19 protein-coding genes are annotated in these 17,242 nt (G+C 70.6%); 10 read left to right on the top strand and 9 right to left on the bottom strand.

All coding sequences use genetic code 11. The features are described 5' to 3' along the window. Nucleotides 1–11 precede the first annotated feature (11 nt). A complete protein-coding gene (locus ACFY1H_RS27905; protein ID WP_366584308.1) occupies nucleotides 12–809 on the bottom strand; it encodes an oxygenase MpaB family protein in 798 nt (265 codons plus the stop codon). Nucleotides 810–960: 151 nt separating this feature from the next. Here ACFY1H_RS27905 and ACFY1H_RS27900 point away from each other — a divergent pair, with 151 nt between their 5' ends. Next, entirely contained in the window at nucleotides 961–1,530 is a 570-nt protein-coding gene (locus ACFY1H_RS27900) for an antibiotic biosynthesis monooxygenase (protein ID WP_386951045.1), read from the top strand. Nucleotides 1,531–1,574: 44 nt separating this feature from the next. Here the strand turns inward: ACFY1H_RS27900 and ACFY1H_RS27895 are convergent, their stop codons facing one another. Beyond that, complete coding sequence (locus ACFY1H_RS27895; RefSeq protein WP_386951042.1) at nucleotides 1,575–2,450, bottom strand: LysR family transcriptional regulator; 876 nt, start codon at nucleotides 2,448–2,450, stop codon at nucleotides 1,575–1,577. Nucleotides 2,451–2,520: 70 nt separating this feature from the next. Between ACFY1H_RS27895 and ACFY1H_RS27890 the strand changes: the two genes are divergently transcribed. The 3 genes from ACFY1H_RS27890 to ACFY1H_RS27880 all read left to right on the top strand — a co-directional run bounded on the left by ACFY1H_RS27890 (nucleotide 2,521) and on the right by ACFY1H_RS27880 (nucleotide 6,525). Further along, nucleotides 2,521–3,663 (top strand): FAD-binding oxidoreductase, encoded by a 1,143-nt coding sequence (locus ACFY1H_RS27890; RefSeq protein WP_386951039.1) that lies wholly within the window; start codon nucleotides 2,521–2,523, stop codon nucleotides 3,661–3,663. Nucleotides 3,664–3,773: 110 nt separating this feature from the next. Next, nucleotides 3,774–4,202 (top strand): hypothetical protein, encoded by a 429-nt coding sequence (locus ACFY1H_RS27885; protein ID WP_366584304.1) that lies wholly within the window; start codon nucleotides 3,774–3,776, stop codon nucleotides 4,200–4,202. A gap of 283 nt (nucleotides 4,203–4,485) precedes the next feature. Next, the gene (locus ACFY1H_RS27880; RefSeq protein WP_386951035.1) at nucleotides 4,486–6,525 is read left to right on the top strand and encodes an alkaline phosphatase family protein; all 2,040 of its coding nucleotides are present in this window, start codon (nucleotides 4,486–4,488) and stop codon (nucleotides 6,523–6,525) included. Between the two features lie 45 nt (nucleotides 6,526–6,570). Here ACFY1H_RS27880 and ACFY1H_RS27875 read toward each other — a convergent pair whose 3' ends face one another. Next, the gene (locus ACFY1H_RS27875) at nucleotides 6,571–6,786 is read right to left on the bottom strand and encodes a hypothetical protein (RefSeq protein WP_366584302.1); all 216 of its coding nucleotides are present in this window, start codon (nucleotides 6,784–6,786) and stop codon (nucleotides 6,571–6,573) included. Nucleotides 6,787–6,905: 119 nt separating this feature from the next. On the opposite strand from ACFY1H_RS27875, the gene ACFY1H_RS27870 reads away from it, so the two are divergent. Continuing rightward, nucleotides 6,906–8,060 carry an acyltransferase gene (locus tag ACFY1H_RS27870; RefSeq protein WP_366584301.1) on the top strand — a complete coding sequence of 385 codons (1,155 nt, stop codon included), beginning with the start codon at nucleotides 6,906–6,908 and terminating at the stop codon, nucleotides 8,058–8,060. Between the two features lie 9 nt (nucleotides 8,061–8,069). Here ACFY1H_RS27870 and ACFY1H_RS27865 read toward each other — a convergent pair whose 3' ends face one another. Continuing rightward, nucleotides 8,070–8,477: a nitroreductase family deazaflavin-dependent oxidoreductase gene (locus tag ACFY1H_RS27865; protein ID WP_366584300.1), complete on the bottom strand. Its 408-nt coding sequence runs from the start codon at nucleotides 8,475–8,477 to the stop codon at nucleotides 8,070–8,072. Nucleotides 8,478–8,597: 120 nt separating this feature from the next. Between ACFY1H_RS27865 and ACFY1H_RS27860 the strand changes: the two genes are divergently transcribed. Beyond that, complete coding sequence (locus tag ACFY1H_RS27860) at nucleotides 8,598–9,053, top strand: MarR family winged helix-turn-helix transcriptional regulator (RefSeq protein WP_366584299.1); 456 nt, start codon at nucleotides 8,598–8,600, stop codon at nucleotides 9,051–9,053. Here ACFY1H_RS27860 and ACFY1H_RS27855 read toward each other — a convergent pair. Next, the gene (locus ACFY1H_RS27855) at nucleotides 9,034–9,606 is read right to left on the bottom strand and encodes an oxidoreductase (RefSeq protein WP_386951030.1); all 573 of its coding nucleotides are present in this window, start codon (nucleotides 9,604–9,606) and stop codon (nucleotides 9,034–9,036) included. The genes ACFY1H_RS27860 and ACFY1H_RS27855 overlap by 20 nt on opposite strands. Before the next feature lie 65 nt (nucleotides 9,607–9,671). Next, nucleotides 9,672–10,340 carry a GNAT family N-acetyltransferase gene (locus tag ACFY1H_RS27850; RefSeq protein ID WP_366584297.1) on the bottom strand — a complete coding sequence of 223 codons (669 nt, stop codon included), beginning with the start codon at nucleotides 10,338–10,340 and terminating at the stop codon, nucleotides 9,672–9,674. A gap of 52 nt (nucleotides 10,341–10,392) precedes the next feature. On the opposite strand from ACFY1H_RS27850, the gene ACFY1H_RS27845 reads away from it, so the two are divergent. Then, nucleotides 10,393–11,241, top strand: coding sequence for a PaaX family transcriptional regulator C-terminal domain-containing protein (locus tag ACFY1H_RS27845; RefSeq protein ID WP_386951026.1), 849 nt, complete (start codon nucleotides 10,393–10,395; stop codon nucleotides 11,239–11,241). Here ACFY1H_RS27845 and ACFY1H_RS27840 read toward each other — a convergent pair. Beyond that, nucleotides 11,231–11,623 carry a RidA family protein gene (locus ACFY1H_RS27840; RefSeq protein ID WP_386951023.1) on the bottom strand — a complete coding sequence of 131 codons (393 nt, stop codon included), beginning with the start codon at nucleotides 11,621–11,623 and terminating at the stop codon, nucleotides 11,231–11,233. The genes ACFY1H_RS27845 and ACFY1H_RS27840 overlap by 11 nt on opposite strands. A gap of 68 nt (nucleotides 11,624–11,691) precedes the next feature. Here ACFY1H_RS27840 and ACFY1H_RS27835 point away from each other — a divergent pair, with 68 nt between their 5' ends. The 3 genes from ACFY1H_RS27835 to ACFY1H_RS27825 are packed head-to-tail and all read left to right on the top strand — an operon-like array spanning nucleotide 11,692 to nucleotide 15,971. Next, nucleotides 11,692–14,040, top strand: a complete 2,349-nt coding sequence (locus tag ACFY1H_RS27835) for a bifunctional salicylyl-CoA 5-hydroxylase/oxidoreductase (RefSeq protein WP_386951020.1) — start codon at nucleotides 11,692–11,694, stop codon at nucleotides 14,038–14,040. Beyond that, nucleotides 14,040–15,179: an acyl-CoA dehydrogenase family protein gene (locus ACFY1H_RS27830; RefSeq protein WP_366584293.1), complete on the top strand. Its 1,140-nt coding sequence runs from the start codon at nucleotides 14,040–14,042 to the stop codon at nucleotides 15,177–15,179. Before ACFY1H_RS27835 ends, ACFY1H_RS27830 begins: the two co-directional genes overlap by 1 nt. 60 nt (nucleotides 15,180–15,239) lie before the next feature. Beyond that, on the top strand, nucleotides 15,240–15,971 hold the full coding sequence (locus ACFY1H_RS27825; protein WP_386951018.1) for a dienelactone hydrolase family protein: 732 nt from the start codon (nucleotides 15,240–15,242) through the stop codon (nucleotides 15,969–15,971). A gap of 55 nt (nucleotides 15,972–16,026) precedes the next feature. Here ACFY1H_RS27825 and ACFY1H_RS27820 read toward each other — a convergent pair whose 3' ends face one another. Together ACFY1H_RS27820 and ACFY1H_RS27815 are read right to left on the bottom strand one after the other, a co-directional pair. Further along, nucleotides 16,027–16,278 carry a hypothetical protein gene (locus ACFY1H_RS27820; RefSeq protein ID WP_386951016.1) on the bottom strand — a complete coding sequence of 84 codons (252 nt, stop codon included), beginning with the start codon at nucleotides 16,276–16,278 and terminating at the stop codon, nucleotides 16,027–16,029. Between the two features lie 115 nt (nucleotides 16,279–16,393). Next, nucleotides 16,394–17,107: a DUF2306 domain-containing protein gene (locus ACFY1H_RS27815; RefSeq protein ID WP_386951013.1), complete on the bottom strand. Its 714-nt coding sequence runs from the start codon at nucleotides 17,105–17,107 to the stop codon at nucleotides 16,394–16,396. Nucleotides 17,108–17,242: the final 135 nt, after the last annotated feature.

Here is a 17,242-nt window from a genome sequence, read left to right as displayed (position 1 = left end):
GGTCAACCGCTTCACACGAGCGGACGGCCCTCGCAGCGGCGCTTGCGGAGATCACGCAGGTACGCGTTGTACGGGAACCGCTGCACGCTGCGCGGGAGGTGCCGCACGACGTGTCCGATCCCGCGCGTGAGACGTTCGAATGTTCGCTGATCGTGTTCGGTCCACGACAACCGCATGTGCTCCCGGAAACACGCCGGCAGGAACCCGGTCGTCACGAACCGGTGGAACCGCCCGAACACCAGTGGGAACGGCTGCGGCAGGAACCGCAGGTCGACAAGGTCGGTGAGGTACGCGCGGGTCCGGTCGTCGATGGTCACCCGGTCGAGCCCGTCGGCCCAGTACTTCGCGAACGCCTCGCGGTCCTCGGGCCACATCTCCGGCCGCACCTGCAGCGTCGTGCCGAGCACCACGGCGTCGGCGTACAGCTCCTCGGGCGCGGCCCCACCGAAGAACGCCGCGTGCACATCCTCGAGCCCCTTGTACAGACACGCGGCGACCCACAGCTGCAGCTCGGGGTCGAAGGCGTTGTAAGCGACCGGACTGTCCTTCGTGGACCGCACCTGACGGTGGGATCCGTTGACCGCCTTGCGGTAGGCCTTGCGCTCCTCGTCGGTCCCGAACGCCGCGACCGCCAGGTAGGTCCCCGTGGTGCGCGCCCGTTTGACCGGGTGCCGGAACAGGTTCCCGCTCTCGACGCGGCTCTCCATCACCCCGTACCCCACCGGCGCCCGCCCGAGCTGCATGATCACGTTGGCGCTGCCGGCCATCAGCCCGATGCCGACCATGGCTTTCTCGAGTGCGTCACCCATCGCGCCTCCTCGTGGATCAAGGAAACGCGACTGTTTACCCGGAGTCAAGAGCGGCTTGACTTCAAGACGCCTTGAAGTTCCACAGTGTTCGCCAAGACGGGGATCTCCAAGACAGGGATCTCCCAGACGGGAACTTCACCAGGAGGCAACCATGACCTTTCCCGACCCGGGCCGCGCGGGCGTCGCGGCCGTGCGCATCCGCCAGGGCGACGGTTCGCCTGAGCTCAGCGCGCCGGCTCCAGCGGCAGGACGATTGAGTCACACGGTGTTCACCGGCGACGAAGGGTGGTTCACCTACGAACAGTGGGCGCGCGAACCCGAACCGGACGGGAGCGAATTCCACCTCTACCGCAGCGCCCGGCGGCCCGATGCGCCACCGGCGGGCTGCGTCGTGCTCGTCTCCGTGGCGTTCGACAGCCCCGACGAAGCCCGGCTGAAGGCGTGGGTCGACACGATCTTCGAGGCCCTCGCCGACTCCCGTCCCCACCCCGGCGGGATCTCGGCCCACTTCCACCTCAGCGCCGACGGCACGCGCGTCGCGAACTACGCGGAGTGGGTGAGCGAGGCAGCGCACCTCGACGCACTCGGCGAGACGGGGTTCGTGGGTTCGTCACCGAAGTTCCAGGTCGCGCAGGCGTTTCCGGGCCTTGTCGGCAGCACTGTGCGGCGGTATCGCCCGATCGGCCGCCTCGACGTTGCCGACCGGACCGGTACGGACTGAACCTGTCAGCAGACCGACACTGAAGCCGGACCCGAGGGAGGCGGCTAGAGCACCGAACGCGCGAACTCGATCAACGTGCGCGCGGCGGGACCGCTCGGGCCGTCGGCCCGCCACGCCAGCGCGAGCTGACCGCGCAGCCGAGGCCGCAGCTGCAGCGTGTGCAGCTCGGTGGCGTGGTACCGCGCGAGGGACTCCGGCACGATCGCCACGCCGAGGCCGCGCATCGCCAGCTGGGCCAGCACGTTCGGGTCGCTGGCCTCGATCGTCACGCGCGGGTGGACCCCCGCCGTCGCGAAGGCGCGGTCGAGCACGCCGCGCACGCCCGTGCCCTTGGGCAGGCAGATCAGGCCGCGGCCGGCCAGGTCGGAGTACGCCACTTCGTCGCGTGAGGCCAGCGGGTCGCCGGGCGCGGTGACGGCGACGACCGCCTCGTCGAGCACGACCTGCGCGGCGAGGCCCGCGGGCACGCCGTCGGCGAGGCCGATCACGGCGACGTCGAGGCGGCCTTCGCGCAGCGCTTCGACCATCACGTCGGAATTGGCCTCGCCCAGGGTGATCTCGACACCCGGGTACCGCTCGGCGAAGCCGGCCAGGAAATCGGGCAACGCGACCGGTCCCGCCGACGTCACGATCCCCATCGCCACCTGCCCGCGGACCAGACCTTCGTGCTCGGCGACCGTCTCGCGCACAGCGGCCACCGCGGCGAGCGCGGCGCGGGCGTGGGGCAACGCGGCGGCGCCGACGTTGGTGAGCCGCACCGCGCGTCCCGACCGGTCGAACAACGGCTGCCCCAGCTCGCGTTCCAGACGCCGGATCTGCGCACTGACGCCGGGCTGCGCGACGTGCATCCGGGCCGCGGCGCGCGTGAAGTTGGCTTCCTCGGCGACGGCCACGAAGTACTCGAGCTGATGCAGTTCCATAAGCGCTGATTCTAGCCAGCGGAACCACTATCTCTTGGACTTCTCGAACGCCCCGAGCCACGCTGGGGTCATGCAAACCTTCACCCCTGGCCAGGACGGCTACCGCGAGGAAATCGCCGGTTTCCAGACCGGCATCGAGTCGACGCCGAAGCTGGTCGTCGCCGCCACCACGGCCGACGACGTCGCCGAGGCCGTGCGCCACGCCGCGGCCCGCGACCTGCCCGTGGCGGTCCAGGCGACCGGTCACGGCCTGCGCGCCCCGGCCGACGGCGTGCTGATCTCGACGCGGCGCATGACCGGCGTCGAGATCGACCCGGTCGACGCCGTCGCCCGGGTCGAGGCCGGCACGACCTGGGGCAAGGTGCTCGAAGCCGCCGCCGAGCACGGGCTCGCGCCGCTCAGCGGTTCGGCGCCCGGCGTCGGCGTGGTCGGCTACACGCTCGGCGGCGGCTTCAGCCTGCTCGGGCGCCGCTACGGCCTCGCCTCCGGCCAGGTGCGCTCCGCGGACGTCGTGACCGCCGACGGCACGCTCGAACGCACCACCGACCTCGGCGCCGGCGTGATCACCGCACTGGAGTTCGGGCTCGTCCCCGTGACCGGCCTGTACGGCGGCGGCCTCTACTTCGACACCCCGAAGCCGGCCGACGTCCTGCGCACCTGGCGAGACTGGACCGCCGACCAGCCCGACACGCTCACCACGTCGCTCGCCCTGATCCCCTACCCGGACCTGCCGATGGTGCCGGAACCGTTGCGCGGCAAGCACATCGCCCACGTCCGCGTCGCCTACCTCGGCGACGACGGCCCGCGGCTCGTCGCTCCCCTGCGCGCGCTGGGACCGCTCGTGGACACGCTCGACACCATGCCGTTCACCGACTCCGGCTCCATCGCCGCCGAGCCGCCGCACCCCCACGCGTACCTCGGCGACAACCGCGTTGTCGCGCAGCTGCCCGACCCCACGATCGACGTGATCCTGGAGCACGCGGGCCCCGGCGCGCCCGTGCCGACCGTGCTGATCATCGACCTCCTCGGCGGCGCCTACACCCGGTCGACGGCCCCGGACTTCACGCCCGAATCGCGTTACACGATCCGCGCCCTGTCCGTTTTGGACGAATCCGGCCCGGACCCCGTGCGCGCGGCTCACGACAAACTGTTCGTCCCGCTCACCGCAACAGGCCGGCTGCGCAGTTTCGTGTACGGCCAGCCGTTCTCCTAAGTCGATCTTAAGTTTTCACCGGAGCCCTCGACGCCGCTCGCGCTCTGAGTAGATTTGCGCCAGGCCAGTCGAATTCTGGGGGCTGGCACTACTCGGAAGGTTCACCGCGAATGGGTATTCAGGATTCTTCGCGCCGTTTTTCCCGGCTCGGCGCGGTCGTCGCCGCGGCCGCAGTCGCCGGGGGCGTGCTGCTCACCGGCGCCACAGCCGAGGCGGCACCGCAGTCGGCCAATGCGTGTTCGGGCGCCCACCAGGCGGGCGGCGCGCCGCAGGTCTGGAGCAAGGCGTCGCACTCGGGCTGCAGCGTGTTCGGCTCGCCGGGCCGCAAGCAGGGTTACAGCTTCACCGTGACGAACAACCAGACCGCCTGCGTGCAGGGCTGGGGATTCGACTCGGCACACCCGAAGGGCGGCTGGTTCGACATCGGCTGCGGCGTTTCCGGGCACATGACCGTGCCGTGGGGAAATGTGCTCGGCGAACCGCAGGTGCGCGTGAAGAGCGTTTCCCTGTTGCCGACACTGCTCGACTGGTACAACTGATTTCCTGAAACCGCGGCCGGCGAATTCATTTCCCCGGTGAGTTCGCCGGCCGGTTCTTCTCATCGCGGCGGTTGCCCGTTCTCCACTCGATCCGCACACCCGAAAACGCCTGACCAAAACTGGGCGTTTTGTGCGGTTTCGGACACTCGGCGCGGGCTCGTGGGACCGTGTGCCCTCAACCGTCGGCCGCCTGCCAGTGATCGCTTCGCAGGTGTTCACGCGGCGTTGGTGTCGGCTGGATTGGATCGACGGTCGACACCACCCCCGCGTGAGGAGTTGTACCTTGTCCGCCGACCCCACCACCCCCACCCCCGAGCCCGAAGCCGGCCCCACCCGCCGCCGGTTCCTGCAGGGCGCGGGCGTCGCCGCCGGAGCCCTGATGTTCGGCGGGATCGCCGACGCCGGCCCCGCGAGCGCCGCGACCCTGGGCAAGAACGGCTTGCCCAGAGGGTTCAGAGGCGACATGTCCGACCTGAAGCACGTCGTGATCCTGATGCAGGAGAACCGTTCGCTCGACCACTACTTCGGCACGTTCCCCGGCGTGCGCGGCTTCAACGACAAGCAGGCGCTGAAGTTCCAGGACGGCACCACCGTCTTCCAGCAGAAGGACAAGACCGGCGCCATCGTGACGCCGAAGGTCGACGACGGCATGTGGGGCAACGACCACGGTGCCTGGGGCGACGTCGCGCACCGCAGCTGGGACCAGTGGGTGCAGCACAACGGCGCCAGCTGCATGAACTACCACAGCGACGGCTACATGAGCTTCTACCACTCGGTGGCGGCCCAGTACACGATCGCCGACCAGAACTTCTGCTCCGAGTTCGGCCCGACCGACCCGAACCGCAAATACCTGTGGAGCGGCACGTCGAACACCGAGACCGGCAACACCGACGAATCGAACTACAGCCGCCCGTGGATCACCGTGCCCGAGCAGCTGCAGCAGGCCGGCATCGACTGGCGCCTCTACTCCGACAACAGCGGCAACGGCCGCCAGGGCTACCTCAGCTCGTGGATCGGCGACTACGGCGACAACGAACTCAAGTACTTCAAGGGCTTCGAGCCCAACGGCCTCAGCCCGCTGGACCCGAAGCTGCAGCCCGGCACCGGCCTGATCTGGCGCGGCAACGCCACCTACTACGCCGGCAAGACCACCCCGAACGACGACTCCGACGCCAACCTGCAGGCCGTCCTCAAGGACTTCCGCGACGCCTGCCAGCCGGGCGCCGAGCACCCGCTGCCGGCCGTCTCGTGGATCGTCGCGCCCTACGGCTGGTCCGAGCACCCGGACGCCGACACGCTGCACGGCGAGCGCTACGTCCAGGAGGTGCTCTCGATCCTGCAGAGCAACCCGGACATCTGGAACCACACGCTGTTCATCCTCAACTACGACGAGAACGACGGGAAGTTCGACCACGTGCTCCCGCCGTGGCCCGAGGCCGGCACCGAAGGCGAGTACACCGGCTCGTACCCGCTCGGCTTCGGCCCGCGCGTGCCGATGCTGCTCGTCTCGCCGTGGTCGCGCGGTGGCTACGTCGCTTCGGAGGTCTTCGACCACACGTCGACGATCAAGTTCCTGGAGAAGTGGGCGGCGCACCTCGGCAAGCCGTTCACCTGCCCCAACATCAGCGACTGGCGCCGCTCGATCGCGGGTGACCTGACGAGCGCGCTCGACTTCGCCCACCCGCAGACCGGGCCGGCGACGTTCGCGGACCCGACGGCCGAGCAGCCGGTGAAGGTCGCGGCCGGCCACATGAAGCCGCGGCCGCTGAACTTCCACCCGCACGCCACGGTCACGCAGGACCACAAGGGCCACGTCACGGCGAAGCTGACGCTGGCCGGCGGCGACAAGGGCAAGGCCGTGAGCTTCCAGGTCTTCCCGGACAAGCTCAAGCCGTTCACCAGCACGCCGTTCACGGTCACCGAACGCAAGTCGCAGTCCTACACCTGGGACACCTCCGCCACCGGCGGCGAGTACGCGTTCTCGATCTACTCCAACGACGGTTTCGTGCGCTCGTTCGCGGGCAAGGTCACCTCGTCCGGGCACGACCCGCGCGTGGACGCCGACCTGCTGCAGCCGACGCTGCTGGTGCGGGAGCAGCACGTGCGCTTCACGCTGCACAACGACAACCTGCTCAAGCCGATGCACTACAGGCTGACGGCGAACGACTTCAGCGGCGGGACGAAGACCGTCACGGTGCTCGGCGTGCTGCCGGCGATCGTGAACTGGCCGACCGAGAACGGCTACTACGACGTGGTCATCACGGTCGAGGGCGACTCGACGTGGAAGCAGCGCTACGCCGGCCGGATCGGCGAGGGCTGCTAGTTCTCTCGCAGACGGCCGGTGGATCCCGCTCGGGTCCGCCGGCCGTCAGCGTTTGTTCCGGCGGACGCGGTCGAGCCAAGTGAGGTCGCTGCTCTGGTAGCGCGCGACCTCGGCGGCGTGGAAATCGCGGCGCGTCTCCTTGAGCGCGTCCCAGCCGTCTTCGGCGGCGCGCCGGCCGCGGCGGCGGGCCCGGAGGTCGAGTGCGGCGGCGACGCCGATCACCACGAGCACAGCCCCGACCAGGATCACCAGCAGCGCCACAGCACCCACCACCCAGAGTAATCGCAGGTCACGGGCGTGGGCCCGCCGCGCGGGTGCCCATGATCGTCCACCTATACTCCCACCGCAGCCGGGCGATTGGGGTCGATTTCTTGCGAACGATGAGCCATGACGAGTACCTCGGCATGCGCAGGTTCCCCGGCCTCGACGGCCTGCGCGCCATCGCCGCGACGATCGTCGTGTTCTTCCACTTCGCCGGGCCGGAGTTCGTGTGGCCGTCGGGCTGGGTGGGCGTCTACATCTTCTTCGTGCTGTCGGGGTTCCTGATCACGACGCTGCTGCTGCGCGAGCAGGACCGCACCGGACGCATCTCGCTGAGCGGGTTCTACGTGCGGCGCGTGTTCCGGATCCTGCCGCCGTACCTGGTGATCCTCGGCGGGATCATCGCGTTCGTGCTGCTGCGCGGCGAGTTCCTCGCGCGCGACTTCCCGCACGCGCTGAAGTACTATCTGACGTTCCTCAACGAGTTCTTCCCCGGCTCGCACGGCAACGGCTCCGACAACTTCTTCTCCGGCTCGTGGACGCTGGGCATCGAGGAGAAGTTCTACCTGGTGTGGCCGTTCCTGCTGGTCGCGATCGGCATCGGCGCCGCGCGGCGCAAGCTCGCGCTGGTGCTGGCGGCGATGGCCGTGCTGCTCGCGCTCGTGCCGCTGACCACCGAGGGCGGCTGGCTGCTCGACTTCTCGCCGACCGCCGTCTACCGCTCCAGCATCCACTACGCCATCCTGCTCGGCGGCTGCCTGCTCGCGATCCTGCTGCACTACCGGCGCAGCTTCGCCGTGCTGCGGCCGTTCACGCACCCGCTGGCCGCGATCCCGATCGTCGCGGGGTTCCTCGTGCTGCACGCGAACCTCGACCCGCTGTGGGTCGCGACGCGGCAGAACCTGCTGGTGCTGCTCGCGTACGCGCTGGTCACCATGCTGCTGCTGATCGTGCTGCTGTCACCGGGCCCGGCGCGCTGGCTGCTGTCGACGGCGCCGATGCGGTTCGTCGGCGAGCGGTCGTACTCGCTGTACCTGCTGCAGGGCCCGGTGCACTTCGTGGTGGTGCAGGCCGTGCCGGCGCTGGGTCACAACCGGCTGGTCACGGCCGTGACGGTGTTCCTGGTCGACCTCGCGATCGCCGACCTGATCCACCGCTGGGTCGAGCAGCCGATGATCGCGACCGGCAAACGGCTGCTCACGCGCCGGCAGGCCCGCAAAGCCGCACGGGCCGCGGTTCCTGCCGACGCGAAGCCGGTGCCGGCCGGCGTCTGAGCTGTTTGCTCAGCGCTCGAGCACGAAGACCGGGATCAGGCGGGTGGTCTTCTTCTCGTAGTCGGCGAACCCGGGCATGTGCTTGACCATGCCGGCGAAGAGGCGGTCGCGCTCGGCGCGGTCCTCGATCAGCTTGGCGGTGGCGTCGAACTTCTCGGTGCCGATCTCCAGCGTGACCTTCGGGTTGGCCACGAGGTTGTGGTACCAGTCCGGGTTGGTGTCCGCGCCGCCCTTGGACGCGGCGATGACGTACCGGCCGTCGCCGTCGGTGGTGTAGACCAGGGGCGCGACGCGCTGCGTGCCGCTCTTCGCGCCGGTGTGGGTCACCAGGATCATGTTCGCGCCCTCGAACATCCCGCCCACCTTGCCCTCGTTGGCGCGGAACTCGTCGATGATCTGCTGGTTCCAGTCCGACATGGGGTGGGTCCCTCCAGTTTGGTTTTGCGACCAAACTTACTTTGTTTGCAAAACTGATGTCAACGCGAGGTATCCTCTTGCGCGACAAGGTGTTTGCGTGGTTCTGGTCGAAGGAGCGGGATGACCACCGGACCGAGCCTCGAGGACGGCGTGCGCGAACTGCTGCTGCTCATGCCCCGCCTGGCCGGCCGCGGCAAGCGCGCCCCGGTGCCCCCCGAGCTCGCGGACCTGACGTTGGCGCCGCGCCACCTGTGCCTGCTGTCCATTCTGCTGTTCGACGGCCCCATGACCGTCACCGAGCTCGCCGGCCGCCTCGAGATCGCCCCCACCACCGCCAGCCTCATGATCGGCGACCTCTCCCGCCAGGGCGTGCTCGCCCGCACCGAAGACCCCACCGACCGCCGCCGCACGATCGTCAGCATCAGCCCCTCCCAGCGCGCCGCCGTCGACGCCTGGCTGGCCCCGGGCGCCCGCGCTTGGGAACGCGCGCTGGCGCCACTGTCGCCCGGCGAGCGGGCGCTGGTGATCGACACTTTGAAGACCTACTCGCAGGGGTTCACTGGCGAGTGCTGCTGAGGGCTCCTTCGGCGAGGGCCTTGGCGTGGGCTTCTCCCGGGCAGGCGTGGGGGCCGATGCCGAAGGGGAAGTCTTTCAGGTCGACGATCACTTCGGCGCCGTCGACCCAGCGGCGAGTGGTGGGGACGGGCGGGCCTTGGGGGTTCTCGATCAGGCTCTCGGTGGCGGCGGCTTGGACCAGCAGGCCGACTTTGGCGGCGGTTCGTTCGTCGGGCCGGCCCAGGGCTTCGACCAGCCTCGCCACGGCTTTGTCCGCCTCGGCGGTCTGGGGGAAGTGGGGCTGGTAGGCCTTTGCCACTTTGTCGACGTCTGCCGGGTCGACGTCGAATCCGAGCACCTCGGCGAGTGTTGCCACCGGCCCTTGGTGGGGCTTCGCTGCTGCCGCCTGGCGCAGGGCTTCCGGCTCTGCGTTGGCGAGTTCCTCGGTGACCAGCTTTCGCCGCCGGGTGTGGTCCTCGCCACTACTGAACCTCGCGACCATCGCGCGCAGCCAGGCCATGTTCACTTCGACGGGCGGCACGGGGGCATCGGTGAGGAGCTCGCGGGAATCCATGACTGGGACGGTAGGGCCGCGAAACGTCGGTGCGGGCCGAAGTTTCCAGCCGCCGGGCCGGCACCTCAAACCGACAACCACTCCGCCTGCGGTCCCTCACACCGATGCGGCCGTGGCACATCGTGCTGGTACCACCAGGCCTCACTCACCCGCCCGTTCGGCAGCGTGTACCGAGGCGGCCCGGCCGCCCGGCGCATCCCCGCCGCCTCCAGCGACCGCCCGCTCGCCACGTTGCCCACCTCGGCGCCGGCCCGGACCCGTGGCAGCCCGAGGTGCGAGTGCGCCAGCAGCAGCCCCGCCGTGAACAGATCCCGCCCCAGACCGCGGCCGCGGTAGGCCGGCGCGAGGTAGCCGCCCGTCTCGGGGCCGCCGTTCTCCCCTGCGTGGACGCTGACCAGCCCGGCGCAGCGGTTCTCCCGGAGGTCGATGGCAACGATGTCGACGGACTGCGGGTCCGGGTAGGTCCAGGCCGGGCCGGTGCCGGGTGTCACGCGGAGGGCTTCGGAGCGCAAGGGCTCGGCGATGACCGAATCCGCGAGCCAGCCGAGCCAGCGCTGGGCGGCCGGGTCGCTGCCGGAGGCCACGGCCGCGGCGTATTCCCAGGCTGTGGGGGTGCGGAAGAGGAACCGGCCGAGGGCGAACGCGTGGCCCCTGCGGTCGCACGTGCGTTTCGCCATGAGCCGGCCTCGGCGGGTCAACCGGCCGAACAGCGGTGCTTCACCCAGGTTCACCATCGCGGGAGAAATGGTACCCGCAGTCACGGCCCGCGGTTGTTATGGTGACCGGGTGACGGCCGTACCGGAGTCAACCGAGCTCGACGCCGGGCGTGCCGCCCAGCCTCGGCAGCTGATCGTGTCCGTATACGGCTTCTACCACCGCATCGAGGGTGGCTGGCTGTCCGTGGCGTCGCTCATCGACCTGCTCGCGGCGCTCGGCGTCGACGAGCCGGCGGTGCGCTCGTCGATCTCGCGCCTCAAACGCCGGAGCATCCTCGACGCCGTGCGGCGCGACGGGACCGCCGGCTACGAGCTGTCGGACACCGCCCTGGCGATCCTGCGCGAAGGCGACGAACGCATCTTCCGCCGAGACCGCGCGACGCTGGCCGACGGCTGGCTGCTCGCCGTGTTCTCCGTGCCCGAGACCGAGCGCCACAAGCGCCACGTCCTGCGCACGCAGCTGGCCCGGCTCGGGTTCGGCACGGCGTCGTCGGGTGTGTGGATCGCGCCGGCGCACCTGCACCAGGTGACGGCCGAGGCGCTCACCCGGCTCGGTCTCGCGAGTTACGCCGACCTGTTCCGAGCCGAACACCTGGCGTTCGGAAACGCACAGGACAAGGTGCGCGAGTGGTGGGACCTCGACCAGCTCGACGAGCTGTACACGGCGTTCCTCGACGAGCACGCCCCCGTGCTCGACCGTTGGAAGCGCCGGCGCACCGTGCCCGGCAACGAGGCCTTCGCCGACTACGTGCGCGTGCTCACCGGGTGGCGGCGCATGCCGTACCTCGACCCGGGCCTGCCCGCCGAGCTGCTGCCCGCCGACTGGTCCGGCATCCGCGCGGCCGAGGTGTTCTTCGCGCTCCACGAACGCCTCGAAGCCCCGGCCCGCGAGTACCTGCTGCAGGTCCTCAGCGGCTGAGCACCGCGAACCCCTGCACCTCCACCAGCGCTTCGACGTCCCACAGCCGGCTCACGCCGATGCCGGCCATCGCGGGGTACTCGGTGCCGGCGAGGCTCTTCCAGACCTTGCCGATCTCGCGCGCGTGGGCCTTGTAGTCGTCCATGTCGACGATGTAGATCGTCACGCTGCACAGGTCCGCGGGCTCGCCGCCGGCCGCGCGCAGGGCCGTGAGCAGGTTGCCCAGCGCCTGGGAGAACTGCTCGACCACACCGTCGCCGACGATCTTGCCCTCGGTGTCGAGAGCGGTCTGTCCGGCGAGGAACACGAGCTGTCCGGTTGCGGACACCGCGTGGGAGAAACCGGACGGGCGGCCCAGCTCGGGCGGGTTGATGCGCTCCATGGCGCGGAAGCCTAGCTCATGTATCGGATTCTTGACGATCGTATGTCAGACGACATACCCTGGCTCTCGTGCGGATATCGGTTCTCGGCGGCGGCCCGGCGGGCCTGTACTTCGCCGCCCTCGCGAAGCAGCTCGGGCCCGGCCACGAGATCACGGTGTGGGAACGCAACGCGCCGGACGACACCTTCGGGTTCGGCGTGGTGTTCTCCGACGAGACACTCGGCGGCATCGAGCACGCCGACGCGCAGGTTCACGAGGCCATGAGCCGCGAGTTCGCGCGCTGGGACGACATCGACGTGCACTACCGCGGCGAGGTCCACACGTCCGGCGGCCACGGGTTCGCCGCGATGAGCCGCAAACGCCTGCTCGCGATCCTGCAGGAACGCTGCCGCGAGCTGGGCGTCGACCTGCGCTTCCGCACCGAGGCCCCCGACCCGGAGCAGCTCTCGCGCGACTACGACCTCGTGATCGCCTCCGACGGCGTCAACTCGGGTGTCCGCCGGCGCTTCGCGGACTCGTTCCGCCCGACGGTCGAGGCGCGCCGCTGCCGCTACATCTGGCTCGGCACCGACCTCGTCTTCGACGCCTTCAAGTTCCACGTGCTCGAGACGCCCCACGGGATCATGCAGATCCACGGCTACCCCTACGGCCGCGACGGCAGCACGTTCATCCTCGAGCTGCACGAGGACGTGTGGCAGCAGGCGTTCGCGCCCATCGCCGCCACCGACCTCGGGCCGGGCGAGAACGACGAGAAGTCCATCGAGCTGATCCGCGAGCTGTGCGCCGACGTCCTCGGCGACCACCAGGTGCTGGCCAACAACTCGAAGTGGAACACCTTCGGCACCGTGCGCTGCGAAAGCTGGGTGCACGACAACGTGGTGCTGCTCGGCGACGCCGCGCACACCGCCCACTTCTCCATCGGCTCCGGCACGAAGCTGGCGATGGAGGACGCGCTGGCGCTGGTCGCGTGCCTGCACGAGCAGGACACCGTGCCCAAGGCGCTGGCGGCGTACGAGGCCGAGCGCAAGCCGGTCGTCGAGTCGACGCAGCGCGCGGCGCAGGCGAGCCTGGAGTGGTTCGAGAACCTCGCGCAGTACACGCACCAGGAGCCGGAGCAGTTCGCGTTCAACCTGCTCACCCGCAGCCGCCGCGTCACCTACGACAACCTGAAGCTGCGTGACCCGGAGTTCGCCACGGAGCTCGACGAGTGGTTCGCGCGCTCGCTGGGCACGGCACCCGCGCCGCCGATGTTCCAGCCCGTGAAGATCGGTGAGCTCGAGCTGCCCAACCGCGTGATCGTGTCGCCGATGGACATGTACGTGGCCGTCGACGGCGTGCCCGGCGACTTCCACCTGGTGCACCTGGGCGGCAAGGCGCTCGGTGGTGCCGGCCTGGTGATGACGGAGATGATCTGCGTGTCGCCCGAGGCGCGGATCACGCCGGGCTGCCCCGGGCTGTACAACGACGAGCAGGAGCAGGCCTGGAAGCGCATCGTCGACTTCGTGCACGGCAGCACGCCGGCGAAGATCGGCCTGCAGCTGGGCCATTCCGGGCGCAAGGGCTCGACGAAGCTGATGTGGGAAGGCATGGACGACCCGTTGCCGGAGGGCAACTGGGAGGTCTGCGGGCCGTCGCCGTTGCCGTACCGGCCAGACAGCCAGACGCCGCGTGAGCTGAGTGTCGAGGAGCTGGCGGAGATCCGCGAGCAGTTCGTGGCTTCGGCGCGCTCGGCGGCTCGCGCCGGATTCGATCTGCTGGAATTGCACTGCGCGCACGGGTACCTGCTGTCGTCGTTCATCTCGCCGCTCACGAACCAGCGGACGGACCAGTACGGCGGCTCGCTGGAGAACCGGCTGCGGTTCCCGCTGGAAGTGTTCGACGCGGTGCACGCGGTGTGGCCGGCCGAGCGGCCGATGACGGTCCGCATCTCGGCCGACGACTGGTCCGCCGGCGGGATCGAGGCCGACGACGCCGTCGCCATCGCCGCCGCGTTCGCCGAGCACGGCGCCGCCGCGGTCGACGTGTCGACCGGGCAGGTCGTGAGCGAGGAGAAGCCGAAGTTCGGGCGCAGCTACCAGACGCCCTACGCCGACCGGATCCGCAACGAGGTGGGGCGCAAGTACGGCATCGCCGTGATCGCCGTCGGCGCGATCTCCTCGTACGACGACATGAACGCGCTGATCCTCGCCGGCCGCGCCGACCTGTGTGCGTTGGGGCGGACGCACCTCTACGATCCACAGTGGACGTTGCACGCGGCGGCGGAGCAGGACTACGTGATGCCGTGGCCGAAGCCGTGGGCGGCCGGGAAGCGCCGGCCGCAGACGGGCCGCACCGACGGGCCCGAGCCGCGGCTGGAACTCGTACGCACCGGCGGGCACCAGACCGCGCACGCCCGCTGGCGACCGGAAAGGGACTGATGAACGCCTTCGCACTTACGCCCGAACAGCAGGCCTTCACCGCCTCGGTCCGCACGATCGCCGCGGAGCAGCTGCGGCCGCTCGCCGAGGCCGGCGAGGAAGGCGCGGTGAACCGGCCGCTGCTCAAGGCGATGGGCTCGCACGGCCTGCTGGCGCGGCTGTTCCCCGGCGTCTCGGCGGGAAACCCGACGCGCCAGGCCGCGGCGTTCGACCTGTGCCTGCTGCGCGAAGCCCTGGCGTCCGTGAACACCGAGGCCGAGACGGCGCTCGCGTTGCAGGGCTTGGGAAGTTACCCGGTGCTGCAGTCCGGAAAGGACGAACAGGTCGCGCGCTGGCTGCCGGCCGTGGCGGCGGGCGACGCGGTGGCCGCGTTCGCGCTCACCGAGCCCGACGCCGGTTCCGACGCGGCCGCGCTGCAGCTGGCGGCCGAGGCCGACGGCGACGGCTGGCGGCTCACGGGGCAGAAGATGTGGATCTCCAACGCTCCCGAGGCCGACTTCTACACGGTTTTCGCCCGCACCACACCGGACGCCGGCTCGCGGGGCGTGAGCGCGTTCGTCGTGCCGGGCGACCGCGCGGGCCTGACCGGCGAGCACCTCGACCTGGTGAGCCCGCACCCGATCGGCACGCTGGAGTTCGACGGCGTACGCGTGCACCGCGACGAGCTACTGGGCGAGGAGAACCGCGGTTTCGCCGTCGCGATGCGGACGCTGGACCTGTTCCGCCCGAGCGTCGGGGCGTTCGCGGTGGGGATGGCGCAGGCCGCTCTCGACGCGACCGTGGCGTACACGGGCGAGCGCATCGCGTTCGGCGGGCCGCTGGCGAAGCAGCAGACCGTCGCGCACACGCTGGCGGAAATGGCGACACGGACGGAAGCGGCGCGGCTGCTCGTCTACGCCGCGGCCGCGGCCTACGACGCGGGCGAGACGGGCCTGGCCGGCCGCGCGGCGATGGCGAAGCTGTTCGCGACGGAGTCGGCGCAGTACGTCGTCGACTCGGCGGTGCAGCTGCACGGCGCTCGGGCGCTGCGTCGCGGGCACCTGCTGGAGCACCTGTACCGGGAGGTCCGCGCGCCGCGCATCTACGAGGGCGCGTCGGAGATCCAGCGGACGATCATCGCGAGGTCGCTGCGGTCCTGAAGTTTCCGCTCAGCGCGATACCGGCTCCGCGACGCCCGCGTGACCGGTAGTTTCGGCGACATGTCGAGGATCGCGGTCACCATCACCACGCCGGACGGCCTCTGCACGGCCACGCTGCACACGCCGCTGAGCGCGGGACCCGCGGTGATCCTGTACGCCGACGCGGCCGGGGTCCGCGAGACCTTCGCCGAGATGGCCGACCGGCTCTGCGCGCTCGGGTACGTCGTCCTCCTGCCGGACGGCTACTACCGCACGCCGTACGCGCCGTTCGACGTCACCACGGTGTTCACCCTCCCCGAGGAACGCGAACGCCTGACGCGACTCGCGCAGAGCGTGACGGCGGAGATGGCGGTGCGCGACACGGGCGCGTACCTCGACTTCCTCGCGGGGCGCGGTGAGGTCGCGGGCTCGCCGGTGGGGACGACCGGGTACTGCATGGGTGGGCGGTTCTCACTGTGGGCCGCCGCTCATCACCCGACGCGGGTGGCGGCCGCCGCGTCGTTCCACGGCGGCAACCTCGCCGCCGACGACCCCGACAGCCCGCACCTGCTGGCCGGCCGGATGCGCGCGTCCGTGCTGGTCGCAGCGGCGGACAACGACAGCGCGTTCCCGCCCGAGCAGTTCGACCGGCTGCGCGGGGCGTTCGTCAGCGCGGGCGTCCGGCACACGCTGGAGACGTACCCCGCCAAGCACGGCTTCGCGGTGCCGGACAACGACACCTACGACCGCGCGGCCGCCGAGCGCCACTGGGACGCGTTGGCGGGGCTGTTCGCGGAGAACCTGCCGCGTTAGGCGGAGGTCGCCGGCGCGGGACGGGAAAATGGGCCGGCGCCCTCGGCAGCGGGCCTCACCCGACGAGGCGGGCGGCGGCCCACAGCGTGACCTGCGTCGCGGTGAGGACGGGGCACCCGGCGGCCCGTTCGAGGTCGGCCGTGAGGCGGATGGCGTGCAAGGCGGTCTCCGGCCGGAACACGTCCTGCGCCGACGGATGCGCCGCCCGGGCGACGAGGTCGACGATCCGCTCGGCCGGCCACGCGGCGAGCTCGCGACCGGAGCCGGCGGAGGCGTCGACGCGGTGGACGACCTCGGCCCCGTCCACATCGGACGGCCAAGGGAAGTAGTGGACGACCAGGTCGAGTGTGGGACGGAGCCGGCCGGCGAGGTCGAGAAAGTCGTCCTCGCCGGCGTTCCTGGCCGGGTGGAGCGGGCCGGGCCTAGGCGGCGACGGCCTTCTTCGGTTTGCGTTCCAGCCACAGCTGGGCGCCGACCAGGGCGACTGTCCAGCTGACCCACGCGGCGATGGCCGCGACGGACTGCATGAGCGCGGTCTCGCTGCCGCCGAAGGAGGTGGGCAGCTGGGGTTCCAGGATGATGATCGCGATCGGTGAGATGAGGCGGTTGAGGATGATCGACATGGTCAGCGCGAAGCTGCGGATCATCCAGCGCCGGTGGTCGCCGAAGCGGCGGTCGCGGGCGGCGCGGTAGCCGGCCCAGGTGCAGCCGATCCAGATGACCGCCAGCATGACGTCGCTGGCTCGCGTGGCGGGGCCGAAGGGGCTGGCGGCGCCGATCGTCAGGGCCATCGCGCCGGAAGGCAGCACGCCGCCGAACACGTACGCGCGGCCGGCGTAGCGGTGCAGCACCGGGAAGCGGCGGCGGATCCACGGCCAGATCTGGACGACCGCGCAGATCATGGCGATCGAGCCGAACACCACGTGGCCCACGAGGAACCAGTAGTGCGCGCCGAAGCCGGCCGGCGCCGGGACCCGCGACTGCGCCGGGTCGAGCGCGAGGTACGGCGGCAGCGAGTACGCCAAGAAGGCCACCACGACCAGCCCCAGCACCCCGATCCACGGGCGGCGCTTCTTCGTCGTACGCGGCTGCTGCGCCGGCACCCGCGGTGGTCGCAGATCCGTCCCCGCCGTCATGGCCACTCTCCCTCGCTCGTCGCCTGATGCTCTCCGAACGTAGGTCCGGCGGGGGTGCCGCGACCATGGTGCGCGCTGGCGTCGGCGGGGTGGGGACAGCCTTACCCTCGCCCGGGTGATCTTCGGGCTTGCCTT

Source organism: Amycolatopsis sp. NPDC001319 (genome assembly GCF_042896185.1).
Taxonomy (GTDB): Bacteria; Actinomycetota; Actinomycetes; order Mycobacteriales; family Pseudonocardiaceae; genus Amycolatopsis.
Note: the sequence above shows the minus strand (reverse complement) of the source record. Positions and strands in the feature narration are given on the sequence as shown.

Coding starts and splice junctions, on each gene's coding strand:
- ACFY1H_RS27870 (WP_366584301.1), top strand. CDS start 6,906: ATGAGCCATGACGAGTACCTCGGCATGCGCAGGTTCCCCGGCCTCGAC.
- ACFY1H_RS27885 (WP_366584304.1), top strand. CDS start 3,774: ATGGGTATTCAGGATTCTTCGCGCCGTTTTTCCCGGCTCGGCGCGGTC.
- ACFY1H_RS27855 (WP_386951030.1), bottom strand. CDS start 9,606: ATGGATTCCCGCGAGCTCCTCACCGATGCCCCCGTGCCGCCCGTCGAA.
- ACFY1H_RS27840 (WP_386951023.1), bottom strand. CDS start 11,623: ATGGAGCGCATCAACCCGCCCGAGCTGGGCCGCCCGTCCGGTTTCTCC.
- ACFY1H_RS27860 (WP_366584299.1), top strand. CDS start 8,598: ATGACCACCGGACCGAGCCTCGAGGACGGCGTGCGCGAACTGCTGCTG.
- ACFY1H_RS27895 (WP_386951042.1), bottom strand. CDS start 2,450: ATGGAACTGCATCAGCTCGAGTACTTCGTGGCCGTCGCCGAGGAAGCC.
- ACFY1H_RS27815 (WP_386951013.1), bottom strand. CDS start 17,107: ATGACGGCGGGGACGGATCTGCGACCACCGCGGGTGCCGGCGCAGCAG.
- ACFY1H_RS27850 (WP_366584297.1), bottom strand. CDS start 10,340: ATGGTGAACCTGGGTGAAGCACCGCTGTTCGGCCGGTTGACCCGCCGA.
- ACFY1H_RS27890 (WP_386951039.1), top strand. CDS start 2,521: ATGCAAACCTTCACCCCTGGCCAGGACGGCTACCGCGAGGAAATCGCC.
- ACFY1H_RS27900 (WP_386951045.1), top strand. CDS start 961: ATGACCTTTCCCGACCCGGGCCGCGCGGGCGTCGCGGCCGTGCGCATC.
- ACFY1H_RS27905 (WP_366584308.1), bottom strand. CDS start 809: ATGGGTGACGCACTCGAGAAAGCCATGGTCGGCATCGGGCTGATGGCC.
- ACFY1H_RS27830 (WP_366584293.1), top strand. CDS start 14,040: ATGAACGCCTTCGCACTTACGCCCGAACAGCAGGCCTTCACCGCCTCG.
- ACFY1H_RS27865 (WP_366584300.1), bottom strand. CDS start 8,477: ATGTCGGACTGGAACCAGCAGATCATCGACGAGTTCCGCGCCAACGAG.
- ACFY1H_RS27825 (WP_386951018.1), top strand. CDS start 15,240: ATGTCGAGGATCGCGGTCACCATCACCACGCCGGACGGCCTCTGCACG.